Here is a 25679-nt window from a genome sequence, read left to right as displayed (position 1 = left end):
TTACGACGGCGGCCGGCGTGTCCGTGTCAATGTGCCCCGTTTTCGGGGCGGCCGGCTGGGCTGCGTGAGGGTTACTTGCGGCCGCTGAGCTGGAGGACCTGCTTGAAGAGTCCGGAGTGGTCCAGTGCGCCGTCACCCTGGCTGACGGTGGCGGCGACGAGTTGGGCGACGACGGCGCCGAGCGGGATGGCCACGTTGGCTTCGCGGGCGGCGGAGGTGACGATGCCCAGGTCCTTGTGGTGCAGGGCCAGGCGGAAGCCGGGATCGAAGTTGCGGTCCAGCATCTTCTGGCCCTTCTGCTCCAGGACCTTGGAACCGGCCAGGCCGCCGCCGAGGACCTTGAGGGCGGCGTCGGTGTCCACGCCGTAGGCCTCGAGGAAGGCGATGGCCTCGCCGAGGACTTCGATGTTGACCGCAACGATCAGCTGGTTGGCTGCCTTGACGGTCTGGCCGGATCCGGAGGGGCCCACGTGGACGATGGTTTTGCCGACGGCATTCAGGACGTCCTGGGCGTCGTCAAAGTCAGCCTTGTCCCCGCCCACCATGATGGAAAGGACGGCGTCGATGGCGCCCTGTTCGCCGCCGGAAACCGGGGCGTCGAGGGGGCGGATGCCTGCTTCCCTGGCGTCTGCCGCGAGGCGGACGGCGACGTCGGGGCGAATGCTGGAGGCGTCGATCCAGAGGGCGCCCTGCTTGGCGTTGGCGAAGACACCATCCTTGCCGCTGACCACGCCCTCGACGTCGGGGGAGTCCGGCACCATGGTGATGACGACGTCGGCATCCTTGACGGCGTCCGCGATGCTGGTGGCGCCCTTGCCGCCTTCGGAGACCAGCTTGTCGATCTTGTCCTGGCTGCGGTTGAAGCCGGTGACGGTGTGGCCGGCCTTGACCAGGTTGATGGCCATGGGCAGGCCCATGATTCCGAGTCCGATGACTGCAACGTTGCTCATGATGGTTCTCTTTCCTGAAAAGTCTGTTCGTGGTTTCCCAACTGACTCGCATTTGTTGTCGTTTTGAACGCTCATAACGACAACTACTGCGAGTTAGTTGGGCGGGTGGGGACTACTTGGCGATGCGTTCGCGGATGGCCCAGCTGAAGGCCGTCTCCTGCGGTTCCTTGTACTCCAGACCGATGTAGCCCTCGTAGCCGAGTTCGCGGCTGCGGGCGATCCATTCGCCGAGCGGGAGGGTGCCGGTGCCGGGGGCGCCGCGGCCGGGGTTGTCGGCGATCTGGATGTGGCCGAAGTCCTTGGCGTGGTTTTCGATCACGGCCGGGACGTCGTCGCCGTTGACGGCCAGGTGGTAGAAGTCGGCGAGGAGCTTGATGTTGCCGGCGCCGGCCTCGGCCTTGACGCGGGCAATGACCCTGAGTGCGTCGTCGGCGGTGAAGAGCGGGTACCTGGGTGCGCCGCTGACCGGTTCCAGGAGGACGGTGCCGCCGATGCGGGCAACCCCTTCTGCCGCTGCCGCCAGGTTCCTGACAGCCAGTTCGTCCTGTTCTTCAGGGGTGAATTCGTCCTGCCTGTTGCCGTAGAGGGCGTTGAAGGCCTTGCAGCCCAGGCGCCCGCCGATGCCGGCAACAACGTCCACGTTGTCCTTGAACTCCGAGCAGCGTCCCTTCCAGGAGACCAGGCCCCGGTCGCCGCCGGGCATGTTGCCGGCGTTGAAGTTCAGCCCGGTGAGCTGGACGCCGGCGTCCGTGATGGCGTTCTCGAACTTGGTGATCTCGCTGTCCGCCGGAACGGAGGTCTCGAAAGGCCACCAGAACTCGACGGCGTCAAAGCCGGCTGCCTTTGCCGCGGCAGGGCGCTCGAGCAGGGGAAGCTCCGTGAGGAGGATGGAGCAGTTCACTGTGTACGTCATCGTAGGTCCTTCCGAGGAGGGGCTTTGATCTATCTTCCCTTGCTTCCGGCTCCCTTGCGGTTTCCGCTTTGTGGAATTTAGATTCTGCTTTATGAAAAGTGTAGGGAAGGTGGGGTGGGGTAGTCAAGGCGAGCCGGGGGCAGGAGACTGGTATGAGGTAAGCCCGCTCAACAGGAATGGACTCGAGCGATGACCACCGGTGCCCGCCTGCGTCTCCTGGCCTGGCTCGTTGCCCTGGCCGGATTCCTTGCGGCCTGTGTTCCCGTGGCGGGCCTGCAGGAGGCCGCCACGGCTCCCGCTCCGGCTTCGGCCTCCGCGGAGACTGGCCTGCCGGGGGGCGCTGCAGGTGGTGCGGCCCTTACTGCCCCGCCTGTTTCCAGTGATCCGGCGGCTCCGGTCCAGGCTTCCCTCCCCGCCTCGGAGCCTTCGCCGGCACCGGCACCCGTCCCTGCCCCGGTGCCGCAGCCGTTCGCCCTGAACCTCTACCGGGAGGGTGACTTCGTTCCGCAGTACACCTTTGACTGGTGCGTTGCCGCGAGCATCCAGATGGCGCACAACCTTATTGACGATACGGGCGGGGGCACCTGGGCTGACCGTGCGCAGCAGAATGAACTGTGGGAGATGGCGCGCGCCCGTTCCTCTGATTCGTTCAACGGTGCCAACCCCTTTGGCTGGGCCCAGGTGCTCACCGAATCGGGAATGGGACCGTACCGGGTGGTAAGCATTCCCGACTATCCGGAAGCGGTGAGGACGGCGGCCCGGGCCATTACCGACACGGGCCGGCCGGTGGGACTGGTCATGTGGAGCGGCAGGCACGCCTGGGTGATGAGCGGGTTCGAATCCCTCGGCGACCCCCGGCAATTCTCCGACTTCGCCGTGACCGGCATCCGCGTCCTGGATCCGCTGTACCCGTACGGCAGTGGACAGTGGGGCCCGTCGCCTGTTCCCAACAGCCTGCTGACCCCCGAGGAGCTGGCCACCCAGTTCGTGGTGCGGGAGCCGCGCCGCTGGAGCAGCGGGCTCCCCACCGGCTATCTCCTGGTGCTGCCGGTCACTGCCTGAACCTGCGGGCGGCTTCCCGGGACTTCTTTCTTGGGATTTCTTTCCCTGGACGGTTCTTCCGCTGTGACACTTGACACCTTTCCCCGGTGAAACCTAAAGTAAATGCCAAGTCGTTTTGGCAAAACGATTTTTCACCCCGATAGTCTCTCCGTTTCCGTTCAAGAGAAAGTGAGTCGACAGCGATGTCCACTCGTAAAAACATCAACAGGCTCGCCACCATCGGCGGTATCTGCACCGTCGTCGCCCTGGCTGCCTCCGGGTGCGGCGCAGGGGGCCCGGCATCATCGTCCGGGAGCGCCGGCACCAGCACCGTAAACGTCCTGGTGGAAGCCGGCGGCCACGCCGAGCTGACGGGCGTCGCGGAACAATGCAAGAAGGAAACCGGCGTCGACGTCAACTTCGTCGAACTGCCCTACGACGGCATGTTCAACCGTCTCTCCAGCGAATTTTCCTCCGGCACCGTCTCCTTCGACGTCGCCGCCCTGGACTCCGTCTGGCTGCCCAGCTTCAAGGACGCCGTCCAGCCCATTGACGAACTCTTTACCGATGAGGCAAAGAAGGACATCTTCCCGGCGTTGGTCAAGGAAGCCAACGTGGACGGCCATTTCATCGGGATGCCCGCCTGGACCAACGCGGAAATCATCCTGTACCGCAAGGATCTGTTCGAGGACGCCAAGAACAAGGCTGACTTCCAGGCCAAGTACGGCTACGGGCTCGCCGCCCCTACAACATGGAAGCAGTACCAGGACATTTCCGCGTTCTTCACCAAGGACGGCATGTACGGAACCGACGTCAAGGGCGGTGTGGAAACCGAATGGCTTGCCCACGTCCTGCAGGCCGGCTCGCCCATGGTCCTGGATGCGAACAACAAGGTGGTCATCGACAACGCCGCCCACAAGGAAGCCCTGGACTTCTACACCAGCCTCGTCAAGGACGCGCCCTCGGGTGCCGCACAGGTTGACTGGGCTGCCGCGCAGAACCTGTTCAACCAGGGCAAGACGGCCATGACCCGTTTCTGGGCCCACGCTTACCGCCAGATCCCCAAGGACTCGGCAGTGGCCGGCAAGGTTGGTGCTGCACCCATGATCGCCGGTTCAGCCGGCGTCGGCGGCGTGCCAGGCCCCTGGTACCTGTCCGTACCGAAAGCCACCAAGAACGCGGACGCCGCCAAGAAGTTCGTCAAGTGCGCCTACGACTACAACGACAAGGGCATCGAGTCGAATCTTGGCCTGGCCGCACGCATCTCCGCCTTCGAGAAATACCAGGACAAGCCAGGCTATGAGAGCTTCAAGCCCCTGATCCAGACCCTCAACGGCAAGGCCACGGCCACGCGCCCCGCTACCGAAAAGTGGCAGCAGATCGTGGACACCGTGCTGGTGCCCATGCTCCAGAAGGCTGTCGCCGGCGGTGACTCCGCAACTCTCCTCGCCGATGCCAAAAAGCAGATCGAGGACCTCCTTAAGTAAGACCCCCGCGGCCGGCGCCTGACTCACCGGCGCCGGCCGCGGCCCCAACCAGCGGAAGAGAAAACCGTGCGTATCTCCGATCGCCGCTTCGCATTGTTCCTGATGACACCAGCGGCGCTGTTCCTGGCAGTTTTTGTGGCCTTTCCGCTGTTCCGCCTGGTGGCGGACAGCTTCTTCAAGATTTCCCCGATTGCCGGCGGCTCCCGCGAGTTCGTAGGCCTGGACAACTACGTCAGGGCCTTCGCCTCGGAGGCCTTCACCGGCGCAGGGTGGCGGACACTTGCCTACACCCTGGTGGTGGTCACGCTGGAATTCGCGCTGGGCCTGGGCATGGCGCTGCTGTTCACCATGCTGGGCAAGAGCTCCCAGATCTGGCGGACCGTCTTCATGTATCCGCTGATGATCGCCCCCATCGTGGCCGGCCTGCTGTGGAAATTCCTGATGATCGACAACTTCGGCCTGATCGGAACCCTCCTGCACCAGGCGGGGATCCTGTCCGACCCCAACCAGATCGGCTGGCTGTCGGACCCGGGCATCGTGCTCTACTCGGTGGCCGTCCCTGACATCTGGCTGACCACATCGTTCATGTGCCTGGTGCTCTTCGCAGGCCTGCAAAACATCCCCGGTGACCTGATCGAGGCAGCACGGCTGGACGGTGCACGCGCACCGGCACTGCTGTTCCGGATCATCCTGCCCCTGCTGCGGCCGGTCATCGCCGTCGCCCTGGTGGTCCGCGGCATCGACGCAGCCCGCGCCTTTGACACCATCCTCATCCAAACCAATGGCGGACCGCAGTCCGCCTCGGAAACCATGAGCCTGCTGATTTACCGGACCATGATCCGGTTCGGAGACCCCGGGCTGGCAAGCGCCATGGGCACCCTCTACCTGCTGGCCATGCTTGCCGTCGCCTTCGTGGCGGTATCGACCATTTGGCGGCCAGGGAAGGACAACTGATGAGAACCGCAGAAAGAGTCAGGCACGACGGCGGGGCCACGGCCATGGCGCCCGGGGCACCTTCGGCGCCGGTCGCCACAGGCAAGGAACGCAAGCGCCGCGGTGTGAACCGGGAAGGGCTGGAAGCAGGCCGGCGCGGCACCCGAACCCTGCTGTGGGTCCTCCTGGCGGCAGCGATGGTGCTGTACGGGTTCCCGTTCCTGTACCTGCTGTTCACGTCCTTTAAGACGCCGATCGACACCATCGCGGTGCCGCCCACCATCCTTCCCCGGGAGTGGACGCTGGAGAACTACGCCAATGCGCTGGGCCGCAGCGGCGTGCCGGCGTCGTTCATCAACAGCATCCAGACGGCCATCATCAGTACCGTGCTTTCGCTGGTGCTGGCGGTGCCGGCGGCATACGGCATCACCCGGTACAAGACCCTCAGCGGCCGGATCTTCATCATGGCCGCGCTGGTGACCCGGATGGTGCCGCCGGTGGCCATCGGAATCCCGCTGGCGTCCATGATGGCCTCAATGGGGTTGGCCGACACTCCCATTGCACTGTCCATCGCCCACACCACCATTTCCTTGCCGCTCTCGATCTGGCTCATGTCCAGCTTCTTCGAAGCGGTGCCGAAGGACCTGGAGGAAGCGGCCACCGTGGACGGGTGCAGCCGGCTGGGAGCCCTGTGGCGCGTGGTGATCCCGGTGGTGTCCGGCGGCATCGCGGTCACAGCCATCTTCGCCTTCCTGGCCTCCTGGAACGAGTTCCTGTTCGCGCTACTGATGACGGCCATCCGCTCCCAGACAACGCCCGTGGTGATCGCGAACTTCCAGACGCAGTTTGGCCTGGACTGGGGATCCATGACGGCCCTCGCCGCCGTGTATTCCATCCCCGTCATCCTCCTCACGCTGCTCCTGCAGCGCAGGATCGTGGCGGGCATGACCCTCGGCGCCGTCAAGGGCTAGATCACCAGCAACGAGTAGCCTACTGGTAGCCCCAGGGGCATCACTGACCATAAGGACGTGGGAGACAGATGAGCAACAAGAACATCGGCATCAAGGACGTGGCCGTGGCCGCCGGCGTGTCCGTCACCACCGTCTCCCATGTCCTCAATGACGTCTCATACGCCAGGGTGAGTCCGGAAACCCGGAACAAGGTGCGGTCCGCCGCCGAGCAGTTGGGGTACGGACCAAACCGCCTGGCCCAGGCGCTGCGCACGCAGAGGACCGGCATGCTGGGCCTGGTCAGCGAGGATATCGCCACCACGCCGCACGCCGGGCGGATCATCCTCGGCGCCGACGAGGCCGCCAAAGCACGCGGGTACAACCTGATGATCATCAACACCTCCGGCTCGGCCAGCCTGGAGTCCCGGGAGGCCGACGTCGAGGCCCTCCTGGACCGCCGGGTGGACGGCATCCTCTACGCCACCATGTACCACCGCAACGTGGAACTGCCACCCAACCTCGGCAGCGTGCCCTCCGTGCTGGTGGACTCCGTGGCCACCGGCGGAAACATCACCGCAGTGATCCCGGATGAGGAAGGTGGTGCCCGCGCGGCCGTGACCGCGCTCCTCGAAGCGGGCCACACCCGGGTGGGATTCATCAACAACACTGACGACGTCCCCGCGACCCGTCAGCGGCTCCGGGCCTTCCGGGCCACGCTGACGGAAGCAGGGCTCGACGGCGACGCGGCACCTGTCGAGTCCGAGGTTTCCGAGGTGCATGGCGGCTATGAAGCGGCCCGGCGCATCCTGGCAGGCGCCCACCGGCCGACGGGCCTGTTCTGCTACAACGACCGGATGGCCATGGGCGCCTATCGCGCCGCTGCCGAACTGGGCCTGTCCATCCCGGCCGACCTTTCGATTGTCGGCTTCGATGACCAGGAACTGATCGCCGCCAACCTTTATCCGGGCCTCACCACCGTGGCCCTGCCGCACTACGAGATGGGTGCCTGGGCCACCGAGCACCTGATCGACGCCGTCGAGGGGAAGACGGACCTTTCCCTCATGGCCCTTCACCCGACCATCCTGAGTTGCCCCCTGGTGCGCCGCGACTCCATCGCGGCGCCCCGCCAGTAGGCAGCCAGCTCCTTCCACTTCCCAAGGGGAACACCAGACATGTCCAGTTGCCTTGATGCCGCCCGCCCGGAAACAGCTCCGGCAGAAATCTCCAGGTTCCGGCCTGCCATCCACTTCACGGCAAGGGATACCTGGCTGAACGATCCCAACGGCCTGGTGTTCCACGACGGCCTGTACCACCTCTTCTACCAAAACAACCCCTATGGCAGCGTCTGGGGCAACATGTCCTGGGGCCACGCCACCTCCCGTGACCTGCTGCACTGGACGGAACACCCGGTGGCGATTGCGTGCGACGAGACAGAGGACATCTTCTCCGGCAGCGTGGTGGTGGACCGCGGCAACACGGCCGGCTTTGGCTCTGCGGAGCAACCCGCCCTCGTAGCCATCTACACCAGTGCCTTCAAAGCCGCGTCAGAACTGAACGGCACGCAGGCCCAGTCCCTCGCGTACAGCACCGACGGCGGCATGACGTGGCAGAAATACGACGGAAACCCTGTCCTCACCAGGAATTCGGCGAACTTCAGGGATCCCAAGGTGTTCCGCTACCAAGGGGAGCTGGGCGCGTACTGGGTCATGGTCGCGGTCGAAGCGCATCACCAGCAGGTGGTCTTCTACCGTTCGGATGACCTCAAGTCGTGGGATTTCCTGAGTGATTTCGGCCCGGCCAACGCCGACGCCGGTGACTGGGAGTGCCCCGATCTTTTTCCCCTCGCAGTGGACGGGGACCCGGCCAACACCAAATGGGTCCTGATCGTCAACGTCAACCCCGGCGCAGTGGCTGGGGGATCCGGCGGCCAGTACTTCGTGGGCCAGTTCGACGGCGCCCGGTTCGTTCCGGACGCAGGTTCCCTCGTGGCTCCGGCCGGGCTGCGTACCGTCCCGGACCCCTCGGAGGCTTCGGCCGCGCTGCGGCAGTGCCTGTGGCTTGACTGGGGACGCGACTGCTACGCCTCCGTTTCGTTCAGCAACGCCCCGGATAACCGGCGCATCATCATCGGCTGGATGAACAACTGGGACTACGCCAACGAACTGCCCACAGCCCCATGGCGCTCTTCCATGACCCTGGCCCGCGAACTGCGTCTCACCGCAGTCGATGGCTGCGCCCGCCTGGTCCAACAGCCGGTCCTGCCGGAACCCGGCACAGGGGGAGCACTGCCCGCCGCAGGGGAGCACCTGACCGTGGAAACGGTTGAGCTGCGGAACGAAGCCCTCCGCCTGCCGGACCCCGTACCCGGCAGTGCCCAGGTCATCGAGGCTGACATACTGCCCGGCACGGCGGACCGGATCGGGTTCCAATTCTTCGGAAACAGCGACGGCACCGCCGGCGCCATCCTCAGTTACGACCCAGCAACTGCCCAACTCATCCTTGACCGCGGGCAGTCGGGAAACACTGGCTTTCACGGGAAATTCGCTTCGGTTGAGTCCGCGCCGGTCCACCTTGAAAACGGTGTCCTGAAGCTGCTGATTGTCGTGGACCACTGCTCGGTCGAAGTCTTCGCCCAGGGCGGCAGGACGGTCCTGACCGATCTCATCTTCCCAGGCCCCGGCAACACGGAGAACCGGCTGACGATCGACGGAGGCCCGGCAACAATACTCAAGCTCGCCGTCAGTGAACTTGCTTAACGGTTCGCCCTCGCCCAACGAAAGGTCCAAAAAGATGCCAACAGTCCAGCAGACTGCCGACCCAAGGCAGGGCATCGACGTGGTTGTTGTCGGTGAAGCCCTCATGGACATCGTGGTCACGCCGCGGGGCACCGTGGAGCACCCCGGCGGGTCGCCGGCCAACGTGGCCTATGGGCTCGGGCGGCTGGGGGCAAGCACGGCATTGTTCACCTCGATCGGCGACGACCACCACGGCTCCGCCATCGAACAGCACCTCCAAAGCGCGGGAGTCCAACTCCTGCCGGGTTCCCGGGTCCGCGGCGCAACCTCTACGGCCACCGCGGTTCTGGCGTCCGACGGTTCCGCCCAGTACGACTTCAACATACGGTGGGACCTCCCACGGACCGCCCCGGCGGTCCTTCCCAAAATCCTGCACACCGGTTCGATCGCCTCCTTCCTGGCACCGGGAGCGCAAGGAGTCAGGGAGCTCCTTGAGCAGTCCCACGAGCGCTGCGTGGTCACCTACGATCCCAACATCCGCCCTGCCCTGCTCGGCAGCCACTTTGAGGCAAAGACCGTCTTCGAGGAACTTGTTCCGTTCACGGAGGTGGTGAAACTCAGCGATGAGGACGCCCGCTGGCTCTATCCGCGGCTGGCCGTGGATGACATCGCACAGCGAATCGTTGGGCTTGGGGCCGGTCTCGTCGCCGTCACCATGGGCGCGGAAGGATCCCTGCTCTCAACAGGTGGCGCACGGGTGGAAGTACCGTCCGTCAGGTCGGCGGTGGTGGACACCATCGGGGCCGGCGACTCGTACATGGCTGCCCTCATCTACGGACTGCTTATGCGCGGAGCAGACGGGCTGGCACCGTCGGTGCTGGAGTCCCTGGGCCGCATGGCATCCAAGGCAGCGGCCATCACGGTGCGCCGCCCAGGGGCCCACCCTCCAACACTGGAGGAACTGCGGGAGGACCTTCCCGAGCATCAGCCGGTGGCCCCATGAACACCACAACACAAAGGGAAGAAGCCATGTCCAGCAACAACTACTACGACGTGACGACGTGGCCTGCCGGAGACCCGTTCGAGGACGTCGGTGAAGTCATCAACAGCATCATCGATGACATCAAGCACCGGCAGGCCGCCACCGATGCGAACAGCGGAGGAAAACCCGGCGCGGTGATCTACATACCGCCGGGGGACTACCGGCTGCGTACCCAGGTGCTGATCGACATCAGCTTCCTCAAGATCCAGGGATCGGGGCACGGGTTTACGTCCTCCAGCATCCGGTTCAACGTTCCCGAAGACGAATGGCCCAACCTGCACGAGCTGTGGCCCGGCGGCAGCCGCATCCTGGTGGACATTCCCCTCAGCGGCGGCAGCGGGGAATCCCAAGGCGCCGCCTTCTACGTGGAGCGAACCGGGAGCCCGCGGATCAGCTCGGTGGAGTTCTCCAATTTCTGCATTGACGGGTTGCACTTCAGCCCGGACGGCTCGGGGATGCATCCGGAGAACACGTACGTCAACGGCAAGACCGGCATCCATGTGGCGAACGCGAATGACTCGTTCCGCGTCAACGGCATGGGATTCGTGTACCTCGAGAACGCCCTGACCATCTACAACGCTGATGCGCTTTCCATCCACGACAATTTCATCGCCGAATGCGGAAGCTGCATTGAACTGCGCGGGTGGGGGCAGGCGTCAAACATCACTGACAACCTGATCGGGGCAGGCTTCAAGGGCCACTCGATCTACGCGGAGAAGCATGGCGGCCTCCTGGTCACCGCAAACAACGTCTTCCCCCGGGGTGCCAGCAGCATCCGTTTCAACGGCGTCACGCGCTCAAGCGTCACCAACAACCGCCTGCATTCGTTCTACCCCGGCATGGTGGTGCTCGAAGCGAACAGTTCGGAAAACCTCGTGGCCACGAACCACTTCCTGCGCGACCATGAGCCATGGACCCCGTTCCAGGGAGTCGGGAACGGACTGGACGACCTCACAGGGCTTCTCTGCGTCAGCGGCAACAGCAACTCGGTGATCGGGAACCACTTTTCCGAGGTCATCGACGCGCACAGCGTCCGGCCGGCCGGCGCCACGCCGGTCATCATCCGGCTGATGGAGGGGGCGGGCAACTTCGTTTCCAACAACCATGTGGTGGCCCTTGACGTTAATGCCTCGTCGAGTGACTCCTGCTTCGAGGCCCAGGTGGGCGCCCTGCTGGCCACTGGCGCTGCCGACGGCCTCGCCGTGACGGCCGTCGTGGTCGATTCCGCGTCAACGCGGAACACCATCCTTGATTCCGGAACTGACGCCCAAATCAGCGCTGACAGGGCCGCGAATGCCGTCAGGGCCACCCCAACGGCCGGCTGACAACGACAAGCCGGCTGACAACGACAAGAGGTCCCCGGCGCCGGAATGTGAACTGCTCCCCGGAAGTTGGACTGACTAAATAAGAGCCTAAGCCGCGAGGGTCTGGGTCCGGTATTGCACCGGGCTCAGGCCCTTGAGCTTTGTCGAGATTCTTTCGGTGTTGTACCAGCGGATGTATTCGTGCAGTGCCCCTGCCAAGGCGTCGGTGCTGAGGTATCGCACGTGGTGGAAGAGCTCTTCCTTAAGGTGGCCGAAGAAGTTTTCCATCACGGCGTTGTCGTAGCAGTTGCCCTTGCGTGACATCGACTGGCTCGCGCCGGCTTCCTGTAAGAGTTTTCGCCACGAGACGTGCTGGTACTGGAAGCCCTGGTCCGAATGCACGAGTGGTTGCTGGTTATCCTCAAGGCAGGCAAGGGCCTGGCGCAGCGAATTATTGGTGAGCTCCAGATTCGGAGACGGGCTGATCGAGTAGGAGATGATCTGCCGGTCGAAAAGATCCATAACCGGCGAAAGGTAGAGCTTACGGTCGCCGACGCTGAACTCCGTCACATCCGTTACCCACTTCCGGTTCGGGGCATCAGCCTCGAACTCCCGGTTCAACACGTTCGGAGCAACCCGGCCCTGCCCGCCCTGGTAGGAGTTATAACGCTTCTTCCGCCGGACCTTGCACACCAGATTCAGGGACCGCATGAGCTTCAGAACGGTCTTTTTCGCGACCGTCCACCCTTGCTTGACCATCTCGGTGTGGACCCGCCGGTGCCCGTACCGGCCATGGTTCTTCTCGAAAATTTCCCTGACAGCGGCCTTGATGGACTCCTGCGGATCAGGGCCTTGGATGCGTGCCTGATGATAGAAGAACGTCGATCTGGCAAGAGATGCTGCCTGCAGCAGGACCGGAAGCGGGAAGTCAGCCTTGAGAGCGATGAGGGCTTGGACCTTCACCGTCGTTCCTGCGCCCTCAAGGCCCGCAATTTTCCCAGGTAAGCCACTTCCGCCCGCAACCGTTCGTTCTCCCGCCGTAACCGCTCCAGTTCCGATACCTCGGCCGGCTGCGGGGCATCAGGTGCCTTAGGCCTGCCCTTGGACTTGGGACGTAATGCGTCCGGGCCCTCGCGGCGATACGCCCGGGCCCACGTCTTCAGTAGCGTGGGCGAGGACAAACCCACCTCCGCCGCGAGATCCGGGGCAGTCTCACCGGCGATAAACCGTTCAACCAGCGCGAGCTTGAATTCGAACGAGTACACCTGTTTCGTCGGCTTGGCCACCAGCGCTCCTCGACCATGGATCTTCCACCGCCGATAGAGAACCCTTATCGGCGGGCGGGACACCCCTAGCAACGTCGCCGCCGCACTATCCGCGATGCCCTTCTCAAACCACGCTACAGCGGCCTCACGCTGAACCTCAGACAACGAACTACGTGCATGCATAAAACTGCTCCCCGGAAGTCGGAACTGAATTTCTCAGTCCAACTTCCGGGGAGCAGTTCAAATGCTCGCCGGGGACCTCTTGGCAGCGGGACGGTCAGTGCGTCAGGTCCTTGCCCTTGGTCTCAGGGATGGTGAACACAAATGCCGCGCTGACCACCAGCAGCAGCACTGCGTACGCATTGAACACCTGCGGCGCGCCAAGCGAGGAACCCAGCCACTGCTGCAGGTAAGGGGCGGTGCCACCGAACAGGGCCACGCAGATGGAGTAGGGGACGCCCACGCCTACGGTGCGGATGGACGTTGGGAACAGCTCGGCGTACACGGCGGGGACGATGGCTGCGCTCGCGGCGATGAACACCAGCATCACGGACATGGACACCGCCAGCTGCCAGGCCGAATCCTTCAGGAGCCAGGTCATGGGGAAGTGCAGCACTGCCGAGCCGATGGCGCCGGCCCAGAGGACTTTCTTGCGGCCGATGCGGTCGGACAGCTTGCCCCATACCGGCAGCGCGGCGATGAAGACGATATTCGCGATGACGCCGGCCCACAATGCCTCGCCGCGGTCGATCTTCAGGGCGGTGGTGGCGTAGCTCGGTGCCACGACGCCCCAGATGTAGTAAATCACCGTGAGGCCCACGGTCAGGCCGATGACCTGCAGCGCCTGCTTGCGGTAGCGGACAATCTGCGGCCAGATCCGCGCGCGCTTTTCGGTGACGGCTTCGCCCTGGAAGGCCTCGGTTTCGTGCAGCCGCGACCGCATGATCAGCGCGTACAGGCCCATGGCGGCACCGATGAGGAACGGCACTCGCCAGCCCCACGCGTTCATCGCCTCGGTGCTCAGGGCCATGTTCAGCACGGCTCCCAGCAGCGTGCCGAAGAGGATGCCCACCGTCCCCGACGTGTAGATCAGGGTGGCCCAGAAGCCGCGGTGCTCCTTGGGAGCCATCTCAGACAGATACGTTTGCGACGACGGCAGCTCACCGCCGTGCGCCAGGCCCTGCACCAGCCGGGCCACCAGCAGCATCAGGGAAGCGAACGCCCCGACGCTGGCAAAGGTGGGGGCGACGCCGATCATCAGGCTGCCCAGCGACGCGAGGCCGACGGCGAGCGTCATCGACGTCTTGCGGCCCACCCGGTCGCCGATCCAGCCGAAGAGGAAGCCGCCGAAGGGCCGGGCCACGAAGCCCACGGCGAAGATCGCCAGCGTGGACAGGACGGCCGATGCCGGGTCCGCTTTGCTGAACAGTTGGCTGGCAATGAACGGGGTAAACGTGGCGTAGATGGCCCAGTCGTACCACTCAACGGCGTTGCCGATGCCGGTGCCGACGACGGTCTTGGCGGTGGACATGCGTCCAGTCTGTGGCTTGGTTGCTGCAACGGACATGGTCTTCTTCCTGGTGGGTTGGGGCATGGTGGCGGTGCTGCCGGGCTAGGAGGCCTGCGAAAGGGCGGCCAGCCGGGAGATGGCGAGTTCCGCATAGAGGGCGGCCCCGTCAGCCAGCACGCCGTCGTGGAACGTTGCGTAGGGTGAATGGTTGAACGGCGAGGTTGCCGGATCGCCGCCCGGGGCCACGGCGCTGAGCCCCACAAAGGTGCCCGGTACCTCTTCGAGGACCCGGGAGAAGTCCTCCGAGCCGCTGAGGGGGGTGGCCCAGCGCGAGAGGCGGCGCTCGCCGAAGAGCTCGGTGATCACCTTTTCGGCGGTGTGGGTTTCGTCCTCGCTGGTGATGGTGAGGGGATACTCCTGCAGGTAGTCGACGGCGACCTCCACCCCGTGCGCGGCGGCGATTCCCTTGAGCAGGCGCGGCACGGCGTCCATCATCTTCAGGCGCGATGCTTCGGAGAACGTCCGGATGGTGGCCTCGATGCGGGCCGATTCGGGGATGACGTTCCGTTTGGTGCCGGCATGGAGCACGCCCACGGACAGGACCACGGGATCGAACATGTTGAACTGCCGGGTGACCATGACCTGCAGGGCAGTCACCATCTCTGCCGCCACGGTCACCGGATCCTTCGCCGAGTGCGGGGCCGAGCCGTGGCCGCCGGCGCCCAGCACCGTGACTTCAAGCCCGTCGGAGGCGCTGAGCATGACGCCGGGCTTGGTGCAGAAAGTGCCATGCGGTTCCAGTGAGGAGAACACGTGCATGCCGTAGGCCGCCTGGACGCGCGTGCCCGCGGCGTCCAGGACACCTTCCCGGAGCATGTAGCTGGCGCCGTCGAACCCTTCCTCACCCGGCTGGAACATGAGGACGACGTCGCCACGGAGTTGGTGCCTCTTCTCGGCCAAAAGGGTGGCGGCACCGGCGAGCATGGAGGTGTGCAGGTCGTGGCCACACGCGTGCATGGCACCGTCAGCCTGGGAGGTGAAGTCCACGCCGGTCTTCTCCTGGACAGGCAACCCGTCCATGTCGGCGCGAAGCAGGACGGCGGGGCGGACCGCGCTGTCCCCGGCATGGCTGTCCCCGGCACTGCTGCCGCCGTTCCCCTGCTCCCCGCCCGGGTGCCCGCCGCGCAGGACCGCGGTGACCGACGTCGTGTCCTTGCCCAGCGTGATCTCGTAGGGAAGTCCGTCCAGCGCCTGAAGGACCCGCTCCTGGGTGCGGGGGAGGTGCAGGCCAATTTCCGGCTGCCGGTGCAGGTCGTGGCGGAGCCGGATGAGGTCTTCCTGCAGGTCCTTGGCGTCGTCGGTTATGGGCACGTGTCACTCCTTGGAAATAGGCATCAGGGCTTGTGGACTATTCTGAAGTGGCGTGGTTCACATCAGACGAAAGCGCTGGAATTATTCGTGGAATGCCGTTTGCGGGCGGAATTCGCGCATCAAAGAAAGGTGGTCCGATGGAGCTCAGTGAGGATGACCTTGCCCTGATCCAGGTCCTGCAGGCCGCGCCGCGCCTGGGGTGGACGGACGCTGCCAAGGTACTGGACGAGCATGCCACCACGCTGGCGGCCCGCTGGGAGCGCCTTACGGAAAGCGGGGCGGCGTGGGTGACGGCGCACCTGGCGGGTGACCCGAAGCAGATGCTCCTGGCCTACGTGGCGGTGGACTGCGAGATGAACCGCCGGGACAGTGTCACGGCGGAACTGGCTGCTGTTCCCGAGATCGTGACGGTGGAGGAGGCGGCCAGCAACCGCGACCTGATGCTGACCGTCATCACACGTTCACTGGAGGAGTTCAGCGACAAGATCATTACCCGCCTCAAAGCGGTTGAGGGGCTCACAAAATACCAGGTGGCCCTGTGCACCCGGCTGCACAGCAGTGGCGACGACTGGCGGTTGAATGTCCTGAGCCGTTCACAGTTGGCCACGCTGCGCACGCTTGGCTCCCCGGCTGTTCCGGATTCCGCTCGGCCCGGCCACCTTCCGCAGAGCCACCTCGACCTGCTGCCGTTCCTTGCCAGGGACGGCCGCGCGACGGCGGCTGGGATGGCCCGCTCCCTCGGACGGCACCCGGCAACCGTGCAGCGTCAGTTGAACCGCGTGCTGGCAAGCGGCATCCTGTCGTTCCGCTGCGAGATCGCCCAGCGGTATTCGTCGTTTCCGGTGACCTGCCAGTGGTTTGTCAACGTACCAGCAGGCCAGCATGAGGCGGCTGCCGCCGGGATCCGCACCATCAGCAATGTCCGGTTGAGTGCCTCCACCACCGGGCCCACCAACTTTGTCATCATCATGTGGCTCCACACGCTGGCGGATGTCATGTCCGCCGAACTGGCGCTGCAGCAGAAGGTGCCGGGCATCGAGATCGTGGAAAGTGCGGTGATGCTGCGCACCGTCAAGCGGGTGGGCTGGATGCTGAAGGAAGACACGACGGCGAGTGGCGCCGTCGTGCATGCCGGAAGCCTGGGTGCCGCGGAGTGAGCGGGCATTGCGCCGCAACAGCGCACACGTCCCCTGGATAGCACGCTTCATCTTTAATTGTTCCGCATTACGGATTTATCTTTCCGGAAACATCCGTTTCCTACCGTTGGGGTGATCCTGCGGCGTCCGATGGCGCCGCCGTCCGAAGCAGGCGTCCTCCTGGATGGCGTCCTCCCTAACGAACAGGCACCCCGCATGAAGACCACCGCGCCCGCACCGCAGCCGCAAGTTCCGGCATCCGCGCCACGCACGAAACCGCTGTACAGGTCCCTCTTCGTCCAGATCCTCGCGGCGGTGGTGGCGGGTATCCTGGTGGGCCACTTCTGGCCGGACCTCGGCGCAGGGCTCCGTCCGCTGGGCGACGGCTTCATCCAGCTGATCAAGATGATCATCGCGCCGCTGATTTTCCTGGTCATCGTCACCGGCATCGCCGCGGTCAGCGACGTGAAGGCCGTGGGCCGGGTGGGTATCAAGGCCCTGGCCTACTTCACGGGTGCCACCCTGTTCGCGCTGGTCTTCGGGCTGGTGGTGGGGAACCTGGTGCAGCCGGGAGCCGGGCTCAACATCGACCCCGCAACCCTGTCCCAGGATGCCCTCAATGCCAAAACCGCCACCGCCCCGCCCAAGGATGCCGGAGCCTTCCTGCTGGGCATCATCCCCACCAGCGTCATTGGCGCCTTCGCCGGCAACAACCTCCTGCAGGTCCTGTGCTTCTCCGTGTTCTTCGGGGCGGCGATCGTCGTCGTCGGACGTGAACGCTGCCTGCCGGTGATCACCCTGATGGAAACGGTGCTGGAACTGTTCTTCAAGATCATGGCCTGGGTGATGCGGGCAGCGCCGGTGGGTGCCTTCGGTGCCATGGCCTTCATCATCGGCCAGTACGGCCTCGATTCCCTGGGGACGTACGCTGTGCTGATTGCGGCCTGCTACGGCGCCGCGGTGGCATTCATCGGGCTGCTGTTCATGGTGGCGTGGGCCTACCCGCGGGTGCCGCTGTGGCAGTTCATGAAATATACGCGCGAGGAGTTCCTCCTGGCGCTGGGGACGGCGTCCACGGAGTCCGTACTGCCCCGGATCATGACCAAGCTGACCAACGCCGGCTGCTCGCGTGCCACCACCGGGCTGGTGGTTCCCACCGGCTACTCCTTCAACCTTGACGGGGCCGCCCTGTACCTCTCCATCTCGCTGCTTTTCCTGGCGCAGGCATTTGGCTACAACCTGGACCTGGGCCAGCAGTTGGCGGCCCTGGGAGTCCTGATGCTGACATCCAAGGGCATGGCGGGCGTTCCCGGTTCCGCCTTCCTGGCCCTGTCCGCCACTGCCGGGGCGCTGGGCATCTTCCCGGTGGCCGGCGTCGCGCTGCTGCTGGGCGCCGACCGGCTGATGGACTCCATGCGCGTCGTGGTGAACCTGCTGGGAAACTGCGTGGCCACCTTTGTCGTGGCCAAGTGGGAAGGGCAGTTCGACCGCGCCGCCATGTTGCGTGCATTTGCCGGTGAAGGTACGACGGCGGAAGCGGCCGGGCAGCCAGCCCCCACCAAGGTGCCGCAAGAGGAAGCGCCGCGCTCCGCCGTCGGGCCTGCCCACCAAAGCGCCGTGTCAGGCGGCGTCCCTGCGGAGCCCGCCGCGCCGGCGGTGGTCCCGTAGGTTCACCACCTCCTTCAGCCCCATGCTGCACAATGTCCCCATGACGTTTGCCAATGTGGGACTTCTTGGAACCAAGCCAGGCCAGCGCGACGCCCTCGTGGCCATCCTGCTCCGGCCTAAGCCCGGGATGAAGGAAGCCGGCTGCCTTCTCTATGAGGTGGGCATCAACGATGACCTGCCGGACACCGTCTTTGTTTCCGAACTCTGGGAATCCGCGGAAGCGCACCAGGCGTCGCTGGAACTGGCCAGCACGCGCGCCGCAATCGCCGAGGCGATGCCGCTGCTCTCAGGGGAGATGGGAGGCCACCGGTTTGCCGTTGTGGGGTCACCCCTGCGCTGACGGCGCCGGAGGCAGCCTGCCCAATAAACGGGTCTCCTGGACAGGGTGTTCTGTGATGAGTGGATTGCGGCGATTGGGGTAAGGGAGGACACATGAAACCGTTGCCCGCACTTGAGCTTGTCACCCGTTTCGAAGATGCCGAATGGCTTGACCCGTTGGCCAGGACTGTCCGGAAAGCCGTCAAGAAAGTCATCAAGCCCCAGTGGGCCCGGGACATCCTGCACGGCGTCCCCATCGGCCACCCGGTCCACCCCCTCGCTGTCCAGGTGCCGATTGGCGCCTGGGTCTCGGCGGGCGTGCTCGATGCCGTTCCCGGTGGCGAAAAAGCTGCCAGGTTGTTGATCGGTGTGGGCACCGCAAGCGTGCTTCCGTCCGCGCTGGCCGGGCTCATGGACTGGTCGCAGCTGCACCCGCAGCAGCAGCGGGTGGGCCTGGTGCACGCGGCGGCCAACGTCACGGCAACCGGCCTCTACATTGCATCACTCGTCCAGCGGGCCAGGGGCGGCCAGGGCGGCGGCAAGGTGCTTGCGTACCTGGGGCTCGCCACCGTGGGCGCCGGCGGGTTCCTTGGCGGGCACCTGACCTACCGCCAAGCCGCAGGGGTCAACCACAGCGAGGAGATTCCGCACCGTTTTCCGTCCGGCTGGCATCCGCTGTCCCCGCTGGCTGAACTGCCGGAGGGCGGCCTCCATAAGCGCGTCGCGGCCGGTATTCCGCTGCTGGTCCACCGCGAGGGCACCACCATCAATGTGCTGTCCGATGTCTGCAGCCACCTTTCCGGACCGCTTCACGAAGGCAAGATCAAGGACGTCGGCGGGGACGCATGCGTGGTCTGCCCCTGGCACCGGAGCACGTTCGCACTGCGCACGGGTGAAGTGAAGGCCGGTCCCGCCACGTCCAGGCAGCCGGTCTTCGAAACGCGCGTCACCGGGGACACCGTAGAAGTGTGCCTGCCCGGGGCCGACGGGTAGTGCGGGCGGACGGGTAGTAAGGACATTCGGCCCTACTGGCTGCTGTCACGCCGGGGAAAACTGGCTCCATGGGTTGGCTGCGTGTACGGTGAGTGACCTCCGGCAGGACATTGCGTCTCTCTACAAAACCCGCAAAGGAACTGTCGACTTCGTGGACGTTCCTCCGCTGCTCTTTGCTGTCGTCCAGGGTCAAGGGGACCCTGATGGGCCAGCATTCGCCGGGGCGGTGCAGGCGTTGTTTACCGTTAGCTACGCGGCACACTTTGGTCTTAAGAAGCAGTCCGGTGAGGTGACAAAAGTGATGCCCCTCGAAGCCTTGTGGTGGTTCGAGGACCCGGACCACACGGAGCCGACGGAAGCCGTGAGCGCAGGCTTCACGGGACTCGGGGGCTTTGCCCGGGAGTCATGGCGCTGGCAGGCCATGATGGTGCAGCCTGAACCGATCGATGAAGCCCTTCTTGAGCGGGCCGTGGAAGAATCCCGTCCCAAAGGGCTTCCCGGTTTGGAGTTGGTCCGCTTCGAGCGTTGGGAAGAGGGCCGCTGCGCGCAGGCGCTCCATATCGGTCCCTACGCGGATGAAGGCCAGACCATCGCCCTTCTGGACGCGGCCATCACGGCCGCCGGATTGAAGGTCCGGGGGCGGCACCATGAGATCTACCTCGGCGATCCGCGACGCAGCGCACCGGAAAAGCTGCGCACTTTGCTTCGCCACCCAGTGGTGTGATTCATGATGGTGCGGATTTCAGAACCACGGGAGATTGCCTCCGGAGTGGTCCTCATGACCACCGGTTCAGGGCCCATGGCCTCAAATCTCTACCTTGTGAGGTCAGGTTCCGCGTGGGTGATGGTTGACTGCGGATGGGCGGCCAGTGCGGAGCCGGTCCGCAAGGCTGTGGAAGACATGCTCGGATCCGGGACTGCGCCCGCAGCCATCTTCCTGACGCACATCCATCCCGACCACTCGGGCGCTGCCGGGGCCCTGGCACGGCGGTGGGACATCCCGGTGTTCGTCCACCAGGCTGAATTGCCCATGGCTGCCGGGCGGTACATCCCTGAGTTCTCCATGCCGTTGGACCGGTGGCTCATCGCCCCGTTCCTGTGGTCCCTGCCGGCCCGTGCACGCCGGCGGGTTGAAGCCGCAGGCGACATCACCGACGTGGTGCAGAGCCTGCCCCGGGACGGAAAAATGCCAGGTCTACCCGAGTGGGTCGCCGTCCCAACGCCCGGCCACACCGCCGGACACGTGGCCTACTGGCGATCCCGCGACGGTGTCCTGATCACTGGTGATGCTGTTGTGACGGTCAACTTGAACTCGATTCGCGGGCTCCTGCCGGGAAGACAGGATCTGTCCGGGCCTCCCTGGTACACCACGTGGAACTGGAAGCTGGCCATGGAATCAGCCAGGCGCCTGGCGGAGCTGGGCCCACGGTTGCTGGCACCCGGGCACGGACCGCCCCTGGCCATGGGGGTGGTGCCCCGGCTCCGGGCCCTGGCCGCCAGGGAGCGTGCCTTGCGGATTCCACTTCGTCGCCGCCTTGGGGGAGCGCCCGAGGCTGCATAGCCACATGGGCGTCGGCAGTAAACCAGGCATGCGTAACCGCTGCTCCGCCGCAGCCTGACGGTCAGTCTCAACCTACGTGGCCAGTCTTAGACGGCGAGGCGCTCCAGGAGCGCTTCCTCTAGGAGGCTTCGTTGCCCCGGGAGGGTGCCTGGCGGCCAGTGGGTTGGTTGGGGGTCTTGGTGTTCGGGGTTGTAGTGGCGGCCTGTGGGTGAGGTCCAGCCGGGTGGTCCGTGTTCCGTCGCGGGATCCGGGTTCCAGGCGCGGGCGTGCTTCAAACGGTGATGTTTGGGGCAAAGCTGCGCCAGGTTCCGGACGTCTGTTCTGCCGCCGTGGTCCCAGGCTGTGCCATGGTCGGTGTGGTTGTCGGGGGTGTGGTTGCTGCAGCCGGGGAAGGTGCATTTTCCGTCCCGCATGCGGATCCATTGTTTGATGGTTTCGGGGAGCCGGTAGCGGGTGCGTCCGATCTCCAGGGGTGCCCCGTCGCGGGGGTCGACCAGGACGCGGTAGAACGACTCCGCCCCGTCCGCGACAAGCCTCCGCGCCATCGACGCCGGGATCGGGCCAAGGCCGTCCAGCACCGCCGGCTCATCGGTGAGTCCGAGCAGGGCGAAGACCGGGACGGTGACCAGGACATCGGCCCGCGGGGTGGGGACCTTGCCAACACCACCAGTGCTCCCTATGCCGGAAACGCTGCCTGCGCCCGTTCCCGCAGCATCACCAGTAGCCCGTGCAGCCCCACCCACAGCAGCCTCACCGGTGGCCGTGGCGTTTCCGGTGCCGAGGAGGAGTGCTGCTGCGATGTCGGGGCGGAGTTGGGTGAGGGTGCGGGGCTCGTCAGGGCCCTGCAGGCCGCGGGCGGTGGCGGTGGTGCGGTTCCAGATGGCGCAGGCGGTGTCACCGGGGAGGTAGAGCGAGAGCCAGGCCATGCCGTCGCGGTCCGGGGTGTATTCCATCCGCCGGTCCGCGACGCCTTTGGCGTGGCGTTTTTCGAGGGTTTCGGGGTGGTGGCGTTCCCGCCAGGCGCGGACCTTGGCGCGGAACCGGGCGGGGACGAGTTCACCGGGCGCGGCGCCGCGGGCGGGGTTGGGGGCGTCGGGGTCGAAGAAGTGCGCCACCAAGGCAGCAGCCCCGTCAGGGGTGAGCCCTTCGGTTTCGTCGGCGACAATCCTGGCATGCTGCCACGACAGGTCACCGGCTGACAGGGCGCCCAGGAGCGGCGGCAGGGAACACACCCGGCGGGATTGTTCCACCAACCCGCCTGCGGCCGCGGAACTGACGGTCAGGACACCGGCGATCTCCTCCACCGCGGACATCTCGGCGTAGGTGCGGTCCTGGGCGGGGGCGTCGGGGGCAAGGAGTGCCTGCTGGAAACCGACGCACTCCACGGCATCACGAGCTTTGACCGCCGCGAGCTGAGCCTCCAACCGCCACACGGCCGCCAACCGCTCCAGACACAACTCGTACCGCCGCTGCAACACATCAACAGCGGCACCTGCGACGGCCCCCAAACCAGCTGAATCGAGGGAAGCGTCTTCCAGAACCAGTACATCCAACGCAGCAACGGAGGCACGAACGCCCTCCATCACCGCCGCCAGGTCAGTACTGATTTCCATAAAAACATCGTCCTACGAGGCACTGACAATAATAGGTCGTGGGTAGGCCACGGCAGCAGACGCCCATCGCCGCAATGCAGCTCAGCCGGGTGCGGTGACCCATTCGCCGCTTCGCAGCACTGCCTTCAGGTTCAGGTCCTGGTCAAGAACGACGACGTCGGCCTGCATTCCGGCGCGCAGGTCGCCCGCATACGCCGAGAGACCCAGCAACGATGCCGGGACTGCCGACGCGGAGGTGACGGCATCCCGCAACGGAACTCCGGCAGCAACGCAGGAGCGGATGACGTCCAGCAACGTGCTGGTGCCGCCGGCAATGGCGCCAGTGGCGTCAACCCGGGCTACGCCGCCGGCAACTGTGACGGAGAGGGACCCCAGCCTGTACTGTCCGTCCTCCAGCCCGGTGGCGGCCATCGAATCGGTCACCAGCGTGATGTTGTGCGGCCCCACAAGGTCAAACACCAACTTCACGGTTTCCGGTGCCAGATGCACGCCATCGGCAATCAGCTCCACCACAGCCTGCCCGGCCTTGGCTGCGCTGAGGCTCGCCGATACTGGCCCGGGGGAGCGGTGGTGAAGCGGAGGCATGGCATTGAACAGGTGGGTTACCGTTGGGCGGTTCCTGCCGGTGGAATTGCCGGCCGAGTCCAAAGCCGCGGCCGCGCGCGCCAGGAAGGCTGCCGCCGTCGCATGGTCCGCGGCGGTGTGGCCCAGGGATGGGATGATGCCGCGGGCCGCAAGCTGGGCGGCGAGTTCGGAGGCGCCGGGCAGCTCGGCCGCCAAGGTCATGGAGGCCAGGGTTGGCCCTGCCGCGGCCAGCATGCGGGCCACCACCTCAGGATCCGGTTCCAGGAGCAGGACGGGATCGTGCGCGCCACACTGCTGGCCTGAGAGGAACGGACCTTCCAGGTGCGATCCGGCAATCAGCCCCAGGCCTGCCAGCTCCCGCAGTATCTCCAGGTTCCGGACCAGGTCCCCGGGCTCTCCGGTAACCAGGCTGGCCAGCAGCGTGGTGGTCCCGCGGCTGTGCAGGTAGCGTGCCGCCCGCTCGGCGCCGTCGGGATCGCCCTCCGAGAAATCCGAACCGTAGGCGCCATGGCAGTGCACGTCCACCAGTCCGGGCACCAGGATGCGTCCGCCGGGTGCGTCCGGCGGAAGTACCCCGGGGAAGTCCTGCGCCGGGCCCGCGAAAGTGACCAGGCCGCCGTCGGCCGCCACCACCCCGTCCGCAATATCCAGCGAGGCGGTGACGATGCGGCCGCGAAGAAACAGTTCCTTGCCCATCGTTTACCGTCCTTCGTTCGTCGGTTGGGGCAGCGGCACGGCCGCCACGGCGGCAGCCATGCGGGCGGCCAGTCCGTGGTCCGCGGCGCCGGCGCGGTCCCCGCCCGCCCCGCCCCCTTGCCGGGGCCGCGCCGACGTGTGCACGGCATGGACTCCCGCTTCAAGGAGCGACGGTACCAGCGCCAGGGTGACACCCCCACCGGCCATGATCTGGACCGAGGGAGCACTCCGGCGTCCCTGCCGCACAATCCTGCGCAGCATCTCCAGCCCCGCGGCGCAGTCGGGGGCCCCACCACTGGTGAGGACCCGGTCCACCCCTGCGTGCTCCAGCCGGGAGAGCGCCCCGGCAGGGTCCAGGCCGGCGGCCAGGGCTGCGTCGAACGCGCGGTGGAACGTGACTTCGGCATCCGGCCTCACGGCCCGCGCTGCTGCCACAATGTGCCGGATTGCCTGGACATCCGGGCCGCCGTCGGATGCCAGGACACCAACCACCACGCCCGCGGCTCCGGCACCCAAAGCCGCAGCGGCATCGCGCTCAATGACATCGAGCTCGCCGGGCGAATAGGTGAAGTTGCCCGGCCGCGGACGCACCAGGACATGGACGGGAAGGCCCAGGCCGCACGCCTGCCCGATGGTGCCGATGCTTGGCGTGACGCCCTCTGTCTCCGCCAGGGCGGCGCACAGTTCAACCCGGGCCGCGCCCACGGCGGCGGCCAGCCGGACGCCGTCGGCATTCTCCACGGCCAGCTCAAACTGCGGCGCGGTGCCTTCCACGGACACAAGCCTGCCGCTCAGAGTCCCTGCCATGCCGGCTTCCGGCCGAAGGTGTCGTGGTAATACTCGCGGTGGGCGAGCCGGGAGGCTGCGGCCTCGTCCACCAGTACCGAGACGTGCGGGTGCAGCTGGAGGGCCGACGCCGGGCAGATGGCCGCTACGGGACCTTCGACGGCGGCAGCCACAGCCTCTGCCTTGGCCTCCCCCGTGGCCAGCAGCAGCAGGTGCCGGGCCTCACGGATGGTTCCCAGGCCCTGGGTCAGCACATGGTCCGGCACCTCCTCCGGTGCATCAAAGAAGCGGGCGTTGTCCAGGCGCGTCTGCCGGGTGAGCGTCTTGATCCGCGTACGGGAGGCCAGCGAGGACATGGGTTCATTGAAGCCCACATGGCCATCCGTCCCGATGCCCAGAATCTGGATATCCACGCCGCCCGCGGCGGCGATCCGGGCCTCGTAAGCGGCGGCCTCCGCCTGCGGATCCCGGGCCATGCCGTCCAGTCCGCGGACCGCGCCGTCGCCGAAGTCCACGCTGGTCGTGAATTCCTCCCGGATGACCGAGTGGTATGACTGCGGATGCCCGGCAGGCAGTCCCACGTACTCGTCCAGCAGGAACGCCTGGGCCTGCGCGAAGCTCAGGCCGCCGCTGCGGTGCCGTTCGATAAGTTCCTGGTAGGTGCCCAGCGGGGTGGACCCGGTGGCCAGTCCCAGGACGGACGGGCCGCGGCGGACCTGGTCCTCGATGGCATCAGCGGCCGTGCGGGCCACGTCGTCAGGGGTGGGAAGGATGATGATTTCCATGCGCTCTGGGTGCTTCCGGTTGCAGTTGCGGGAGATG

24 protein-coding genes are annotated in these 25679 nt (G+C 65.8%); 14 read left to right on the top strand and 10 right to left on the bottom strand.

From position 1 onward, the window contains the following. Positions 1-71: 71 nt before the first annotated feature. Together LDO14_RS18080 and LDO14_RS18075 are read right to left on the bottom strand one after the other, a co-directional pair. The gene (locus LDO14_RS18080) at positions 72-950 is read right to left on the bottom strand and encodes a 2-hydroxy-3-oxopropionate reductase (RefSeq protein WP_263422486.1); all 879 of its coding nucleotides are present in this window, start codon (positions 948-950) and stop codon (positions 72-74) included. Between the two features lie 112 nt (positions 951-1062). Further along, entirely contained in the window at positions 1063-1863 is an 801-nt protein-coding gene (locus LDO14_RS18075; RefSeq protein ID WP_223992803.1) for a TIM barrel protein, read from the bottom strand. 189 nt (positions 1864-2052) lie between these two features. On the opposite strand from LDO14_RS18075, the gene LDO14_RS18070 reads away from it, so the two are divergent. From LDO14_RS18070 to LDO14_RS18035, 8 genes are all read left to right on the top strand, one after another. Next, positions 2053-2925 (top strand): hypothetical protein, encoded by an 873-nt coding sequence (locus LDO14_RS18070; protein ID WP_223992802.1) that lies wholly within the window; start codon positions 2053-2055, stop codon positions 2923-2925. Between the two features lie 182 nt (positions 2926-3107). After that, the gene (locus LDO14_RS18065) at positions 3108-4391 is read left to right on the top strand and encodes a sugar ABC transporter substrate-binding protein (protein WP_018771752.1); all 1284 of its coding nucleotides are present in this window, start codon (positions 3108-3110) and stop codon (positions 4389-4391) included. Between the two features lie 66 nt (positions 4392-4457). Then, positions 4458-5345 carry a sugar ABC transporter permease gene (locus tag LDO14_RS18060; RefSeq protein WP_026266149.1) on the top strand — a complete coding sequence of 296 codons (888 nt, stop codon included), beginning with the start codon at positions 4458-4460 and terminating at the stop codon, positions 5343-5345. Further along, positions 5345-6295 (top strand): carbohydrate ABC transporter permease, encoded by a 951-nt coding sequence (locus LDO14_RS18055; protein WP_018771750.1) that lies wholly within the window; start codon positions 5345-5347, stop codon positions 6293-6295. The genes LDO14_RS18060 and LDO14_RS18055 overlap by 1 nt, the downstream gene beginning before the upstream one ends. A gap of 68 nt (positions 6296-6363) precedes the next feature. Beyond that, entirely contained in the window at positions 6364-7407 is a 1044-nt protein-coding gene (locus LDO14_RS18050) for a LacI family DNA-binding transcriptional regulator (protein ID WP_018771749.1), read from the top strand. Between the two features lie 39 nt (positions 7408-7446). Continuing rightward, the gene (locus tag LDO14_RS18045) at positions 7447-9030 is read left to right on the top strand and encodes a glycoside hydrolase family 32 protein (protein ID WP_018771748.1); all 1584 of its coding nucleotides are present in this window, start codon (positions 7447-7449) and stop codon (positions 9028-9030) included. Positions 9031-9064: 34 nt separating this feature from the next. Then, positions 9065-10012 carry a carbohydrate kinase gene (locus tag LDO14_RS18040; protein ID WP_018771747.1) on the top strand — a complete coding sequence of 316 codons (948 nt, stop codon included), beginning with the start codon at positions 9065-9067 and terminating at the stop codon, positions 10010-10012. Positions 10013-10038: 26 nt separating this feature from the next. After that, positions 10039-11376 (top strand): NosD domain-containing protein, encoded by a 1338-nt coding sequence (locus LDO14_RS18035; RefSeq protein ID WP_026266148.1) that lies wholly within the window; start codon positions 10039-10041, stop codon positions 11374-11376. A gap of 87 nt (positions 11377-11463) precedes the next feature. Here LDO14_RS18035 and LDO14_RS18030 read toward each other — a convergent pair whose 3' ends face one another. The 4 genes from LDO14_RS18030 to LDO14_RS18015 all read right to left on the bottom strand — a co-directional run bounded on the left by LDO14_RS18030 (position 11464) and on the right by LDO14_RS18015 (position 15501). Then, entirely contained in the window at positions 11464-12318 is an 855-nt protein-coding gene (locus tag LDO14_RS18030) for an IS3 family transposase (protein ID WP_056388138.1), read from the bottom strand. Then, positions 12315-12641: a transposase gene (locus tag LDO14_RS18025; RefSeq protein WP_018772270.1), complete on the bottom strand. Its 327-nt coding sequence runs from the start codon at positions 12639-12641 to the stop codon at positions 12315-12317. The genes LDO14_RS18030 and LDO14_RS18025 overlap by 4 nt, the downstream gene beginning before the upstream one ends. A gap of 256 nt (positions 12642-12897) precedes the next feature. Continuing rightward, entirely contained in the window at positions 12898-14187 is a 1290-nt protein-coding gene (locus LDO14_RS18020) for an MFS transporter (protein ID WP_026266147.1), read from the bottom strand. Positions 14188-14232: 45 nt separating this feature from the next. Further along, positions 14233-15501 (bottom strand): M20 family metallopeptidase, encoded by a 1269-nt coding sequence (locus tag LDO14_RS18015; protein WP_018771744.1) that lies wholly within the window; start codon positions 15499-15501, stop codon positions 14233-14235. Between the two features lie 137 nt (positions 15502-15638). Between LDO14_RS18015 and LDO14_RS18010 the strand changes: the two genes are divergently transcribed. From LDO14_RS18010 to LDO14_RS17985, 6 genes are all read left to right on the top strand, one after another. Beyond that, on the top strand, positions 15639-16658 hold the full coding sequence (locus LDO14_RS18010) for an Lrp/AsnC family transcriptional regulator (RefSeq protein WP_018771743.1): 1020 nt from the start codon (positions 15639-15641) through the stop codon (positions 16656-16658). Between the two features lie 195 nt (positions 16659-16853). Further along, positions 16854-18305 (top strand): cation:dicarboxylase symporter family transporter, encoded by a 1452-nt coding sequence (locus tag LDO14_RS18005; protein WP_043425556.1) that lies wholly within the window; start codon positions 16854-16856, stop codon positions 18303-18305. A gap of 40 nt (positions 18306-18345) precedes the next feature. Further along, positions 18346-18645, top strand: coding sequence for a putative quinol monooxygenase (locus tag LDO14_RS18000; RefSeq protein ID WP_026266145.1), 300 nt, complete (start codon positions 18346-18348; stop codon positions 18643-18645). 92 nt (positions 18646-18737) lie between these two features. Then, positions 18738-19616: a Rieske 2Fe-2S domain-containing protein gene (locus LDO14_RS17995; protein ID WP_223992801.1), complete on the top strand. Its 879-nt coding sequence runs from the start codon at positions 18738-18740 to the stop codon at positions 19614-19616. 151 nt (positions 19617-19767) lie between these two features. Next, on the top strand, positions 19768-20340 hold the full coding sequence (locus LDO14_RS17990) for a GyrI-like domain-containing protein (protein WP_018771739.1): 573 nt from the start codon (positions 19768-19770) through the stop codon (positions 20338-20340). A 3-nt stretch (positions 20341-20343) separates the two neighbouring features. Beyond that, a complete protein-coding gene (locus LDO14_RS17985; protein ID WP_018771738.1) occupies positions 20344-21177 on the top strand; it encodes an MBL fold metallo-hydrolase in 834 nt (277 codons plus the stop codon). An 86-nt stretch (positions 21178-21263) separates the two neighbouring features. On the opposite strand, the gene LDO14_RS17980 is transcribed toward LDO14_RS17985, so the two are convergent. From LDO14_RS17980 to nagB, 4 genes are all read right to left on the bottom strand, one after another. Further along, entirely contained in the window at positions 21264-22790 is a 1527-nt protein-coding gene (locus tag LDO14_RS17980; RefSeq protein ID WP_223992797.1) for an HNH endonuclease signature motif containing protein, read from the bottom strand. 81 nt (positions 22791-22871) lie between these two features. Further along, positions 22872-24071, bottom strand: a complete 1200-nt coding sequence (locus tag LDO14_RS17975) for an amidohydrolase family protein (RefSeq protein ID WP_018770726.1) — start codon at positions 24069-24071, stop codon at positions 22872-22874. Positions 24072-24074: 3 nt separating this feature from the next. Continuing rightward, positions 24075-24878, bottom strand: a complete 804-nt coding sequence (locus tag LDO14_RS17970; RefSeq protein ID WP_018770725.1) for a copper homeostasis protein CutC — start codon at positions 24876-24878, stop codon at positions 24075-24077. Further along, positions 24863-25642, bottom strand: coding sequence for a glucosamine-6-phosphate deaminase (gene nagB / locus LDO14_RS17965; protein ID WP_018770724.1), 780 nt, complete (start codon positions 25640-25642; stop codon positions 24863-24865). The genes LDO14_RS17970 and nagB overlap by 16 nt, the downstream gene beginning before the upstream one ends. Positions 25643-25679 lie beyond the last annotated feature (37 nt).

The organism is Arthrobacter sp. NicSoilB11 (genome assembly GCF_019977375.1).
In the GTDB taxonomy this organism is placed as follows: domain Bacteria; phylum Actinomycetota; class Actinomycetes; order Actinomycetales; family Micrococcaceae; genus Arthrobacter.
The sequence above is the reverse complement of the archived record's forward strand: the minus strand, read 5'-3'. Positions and strand labels throughout refer to the sequence as shown.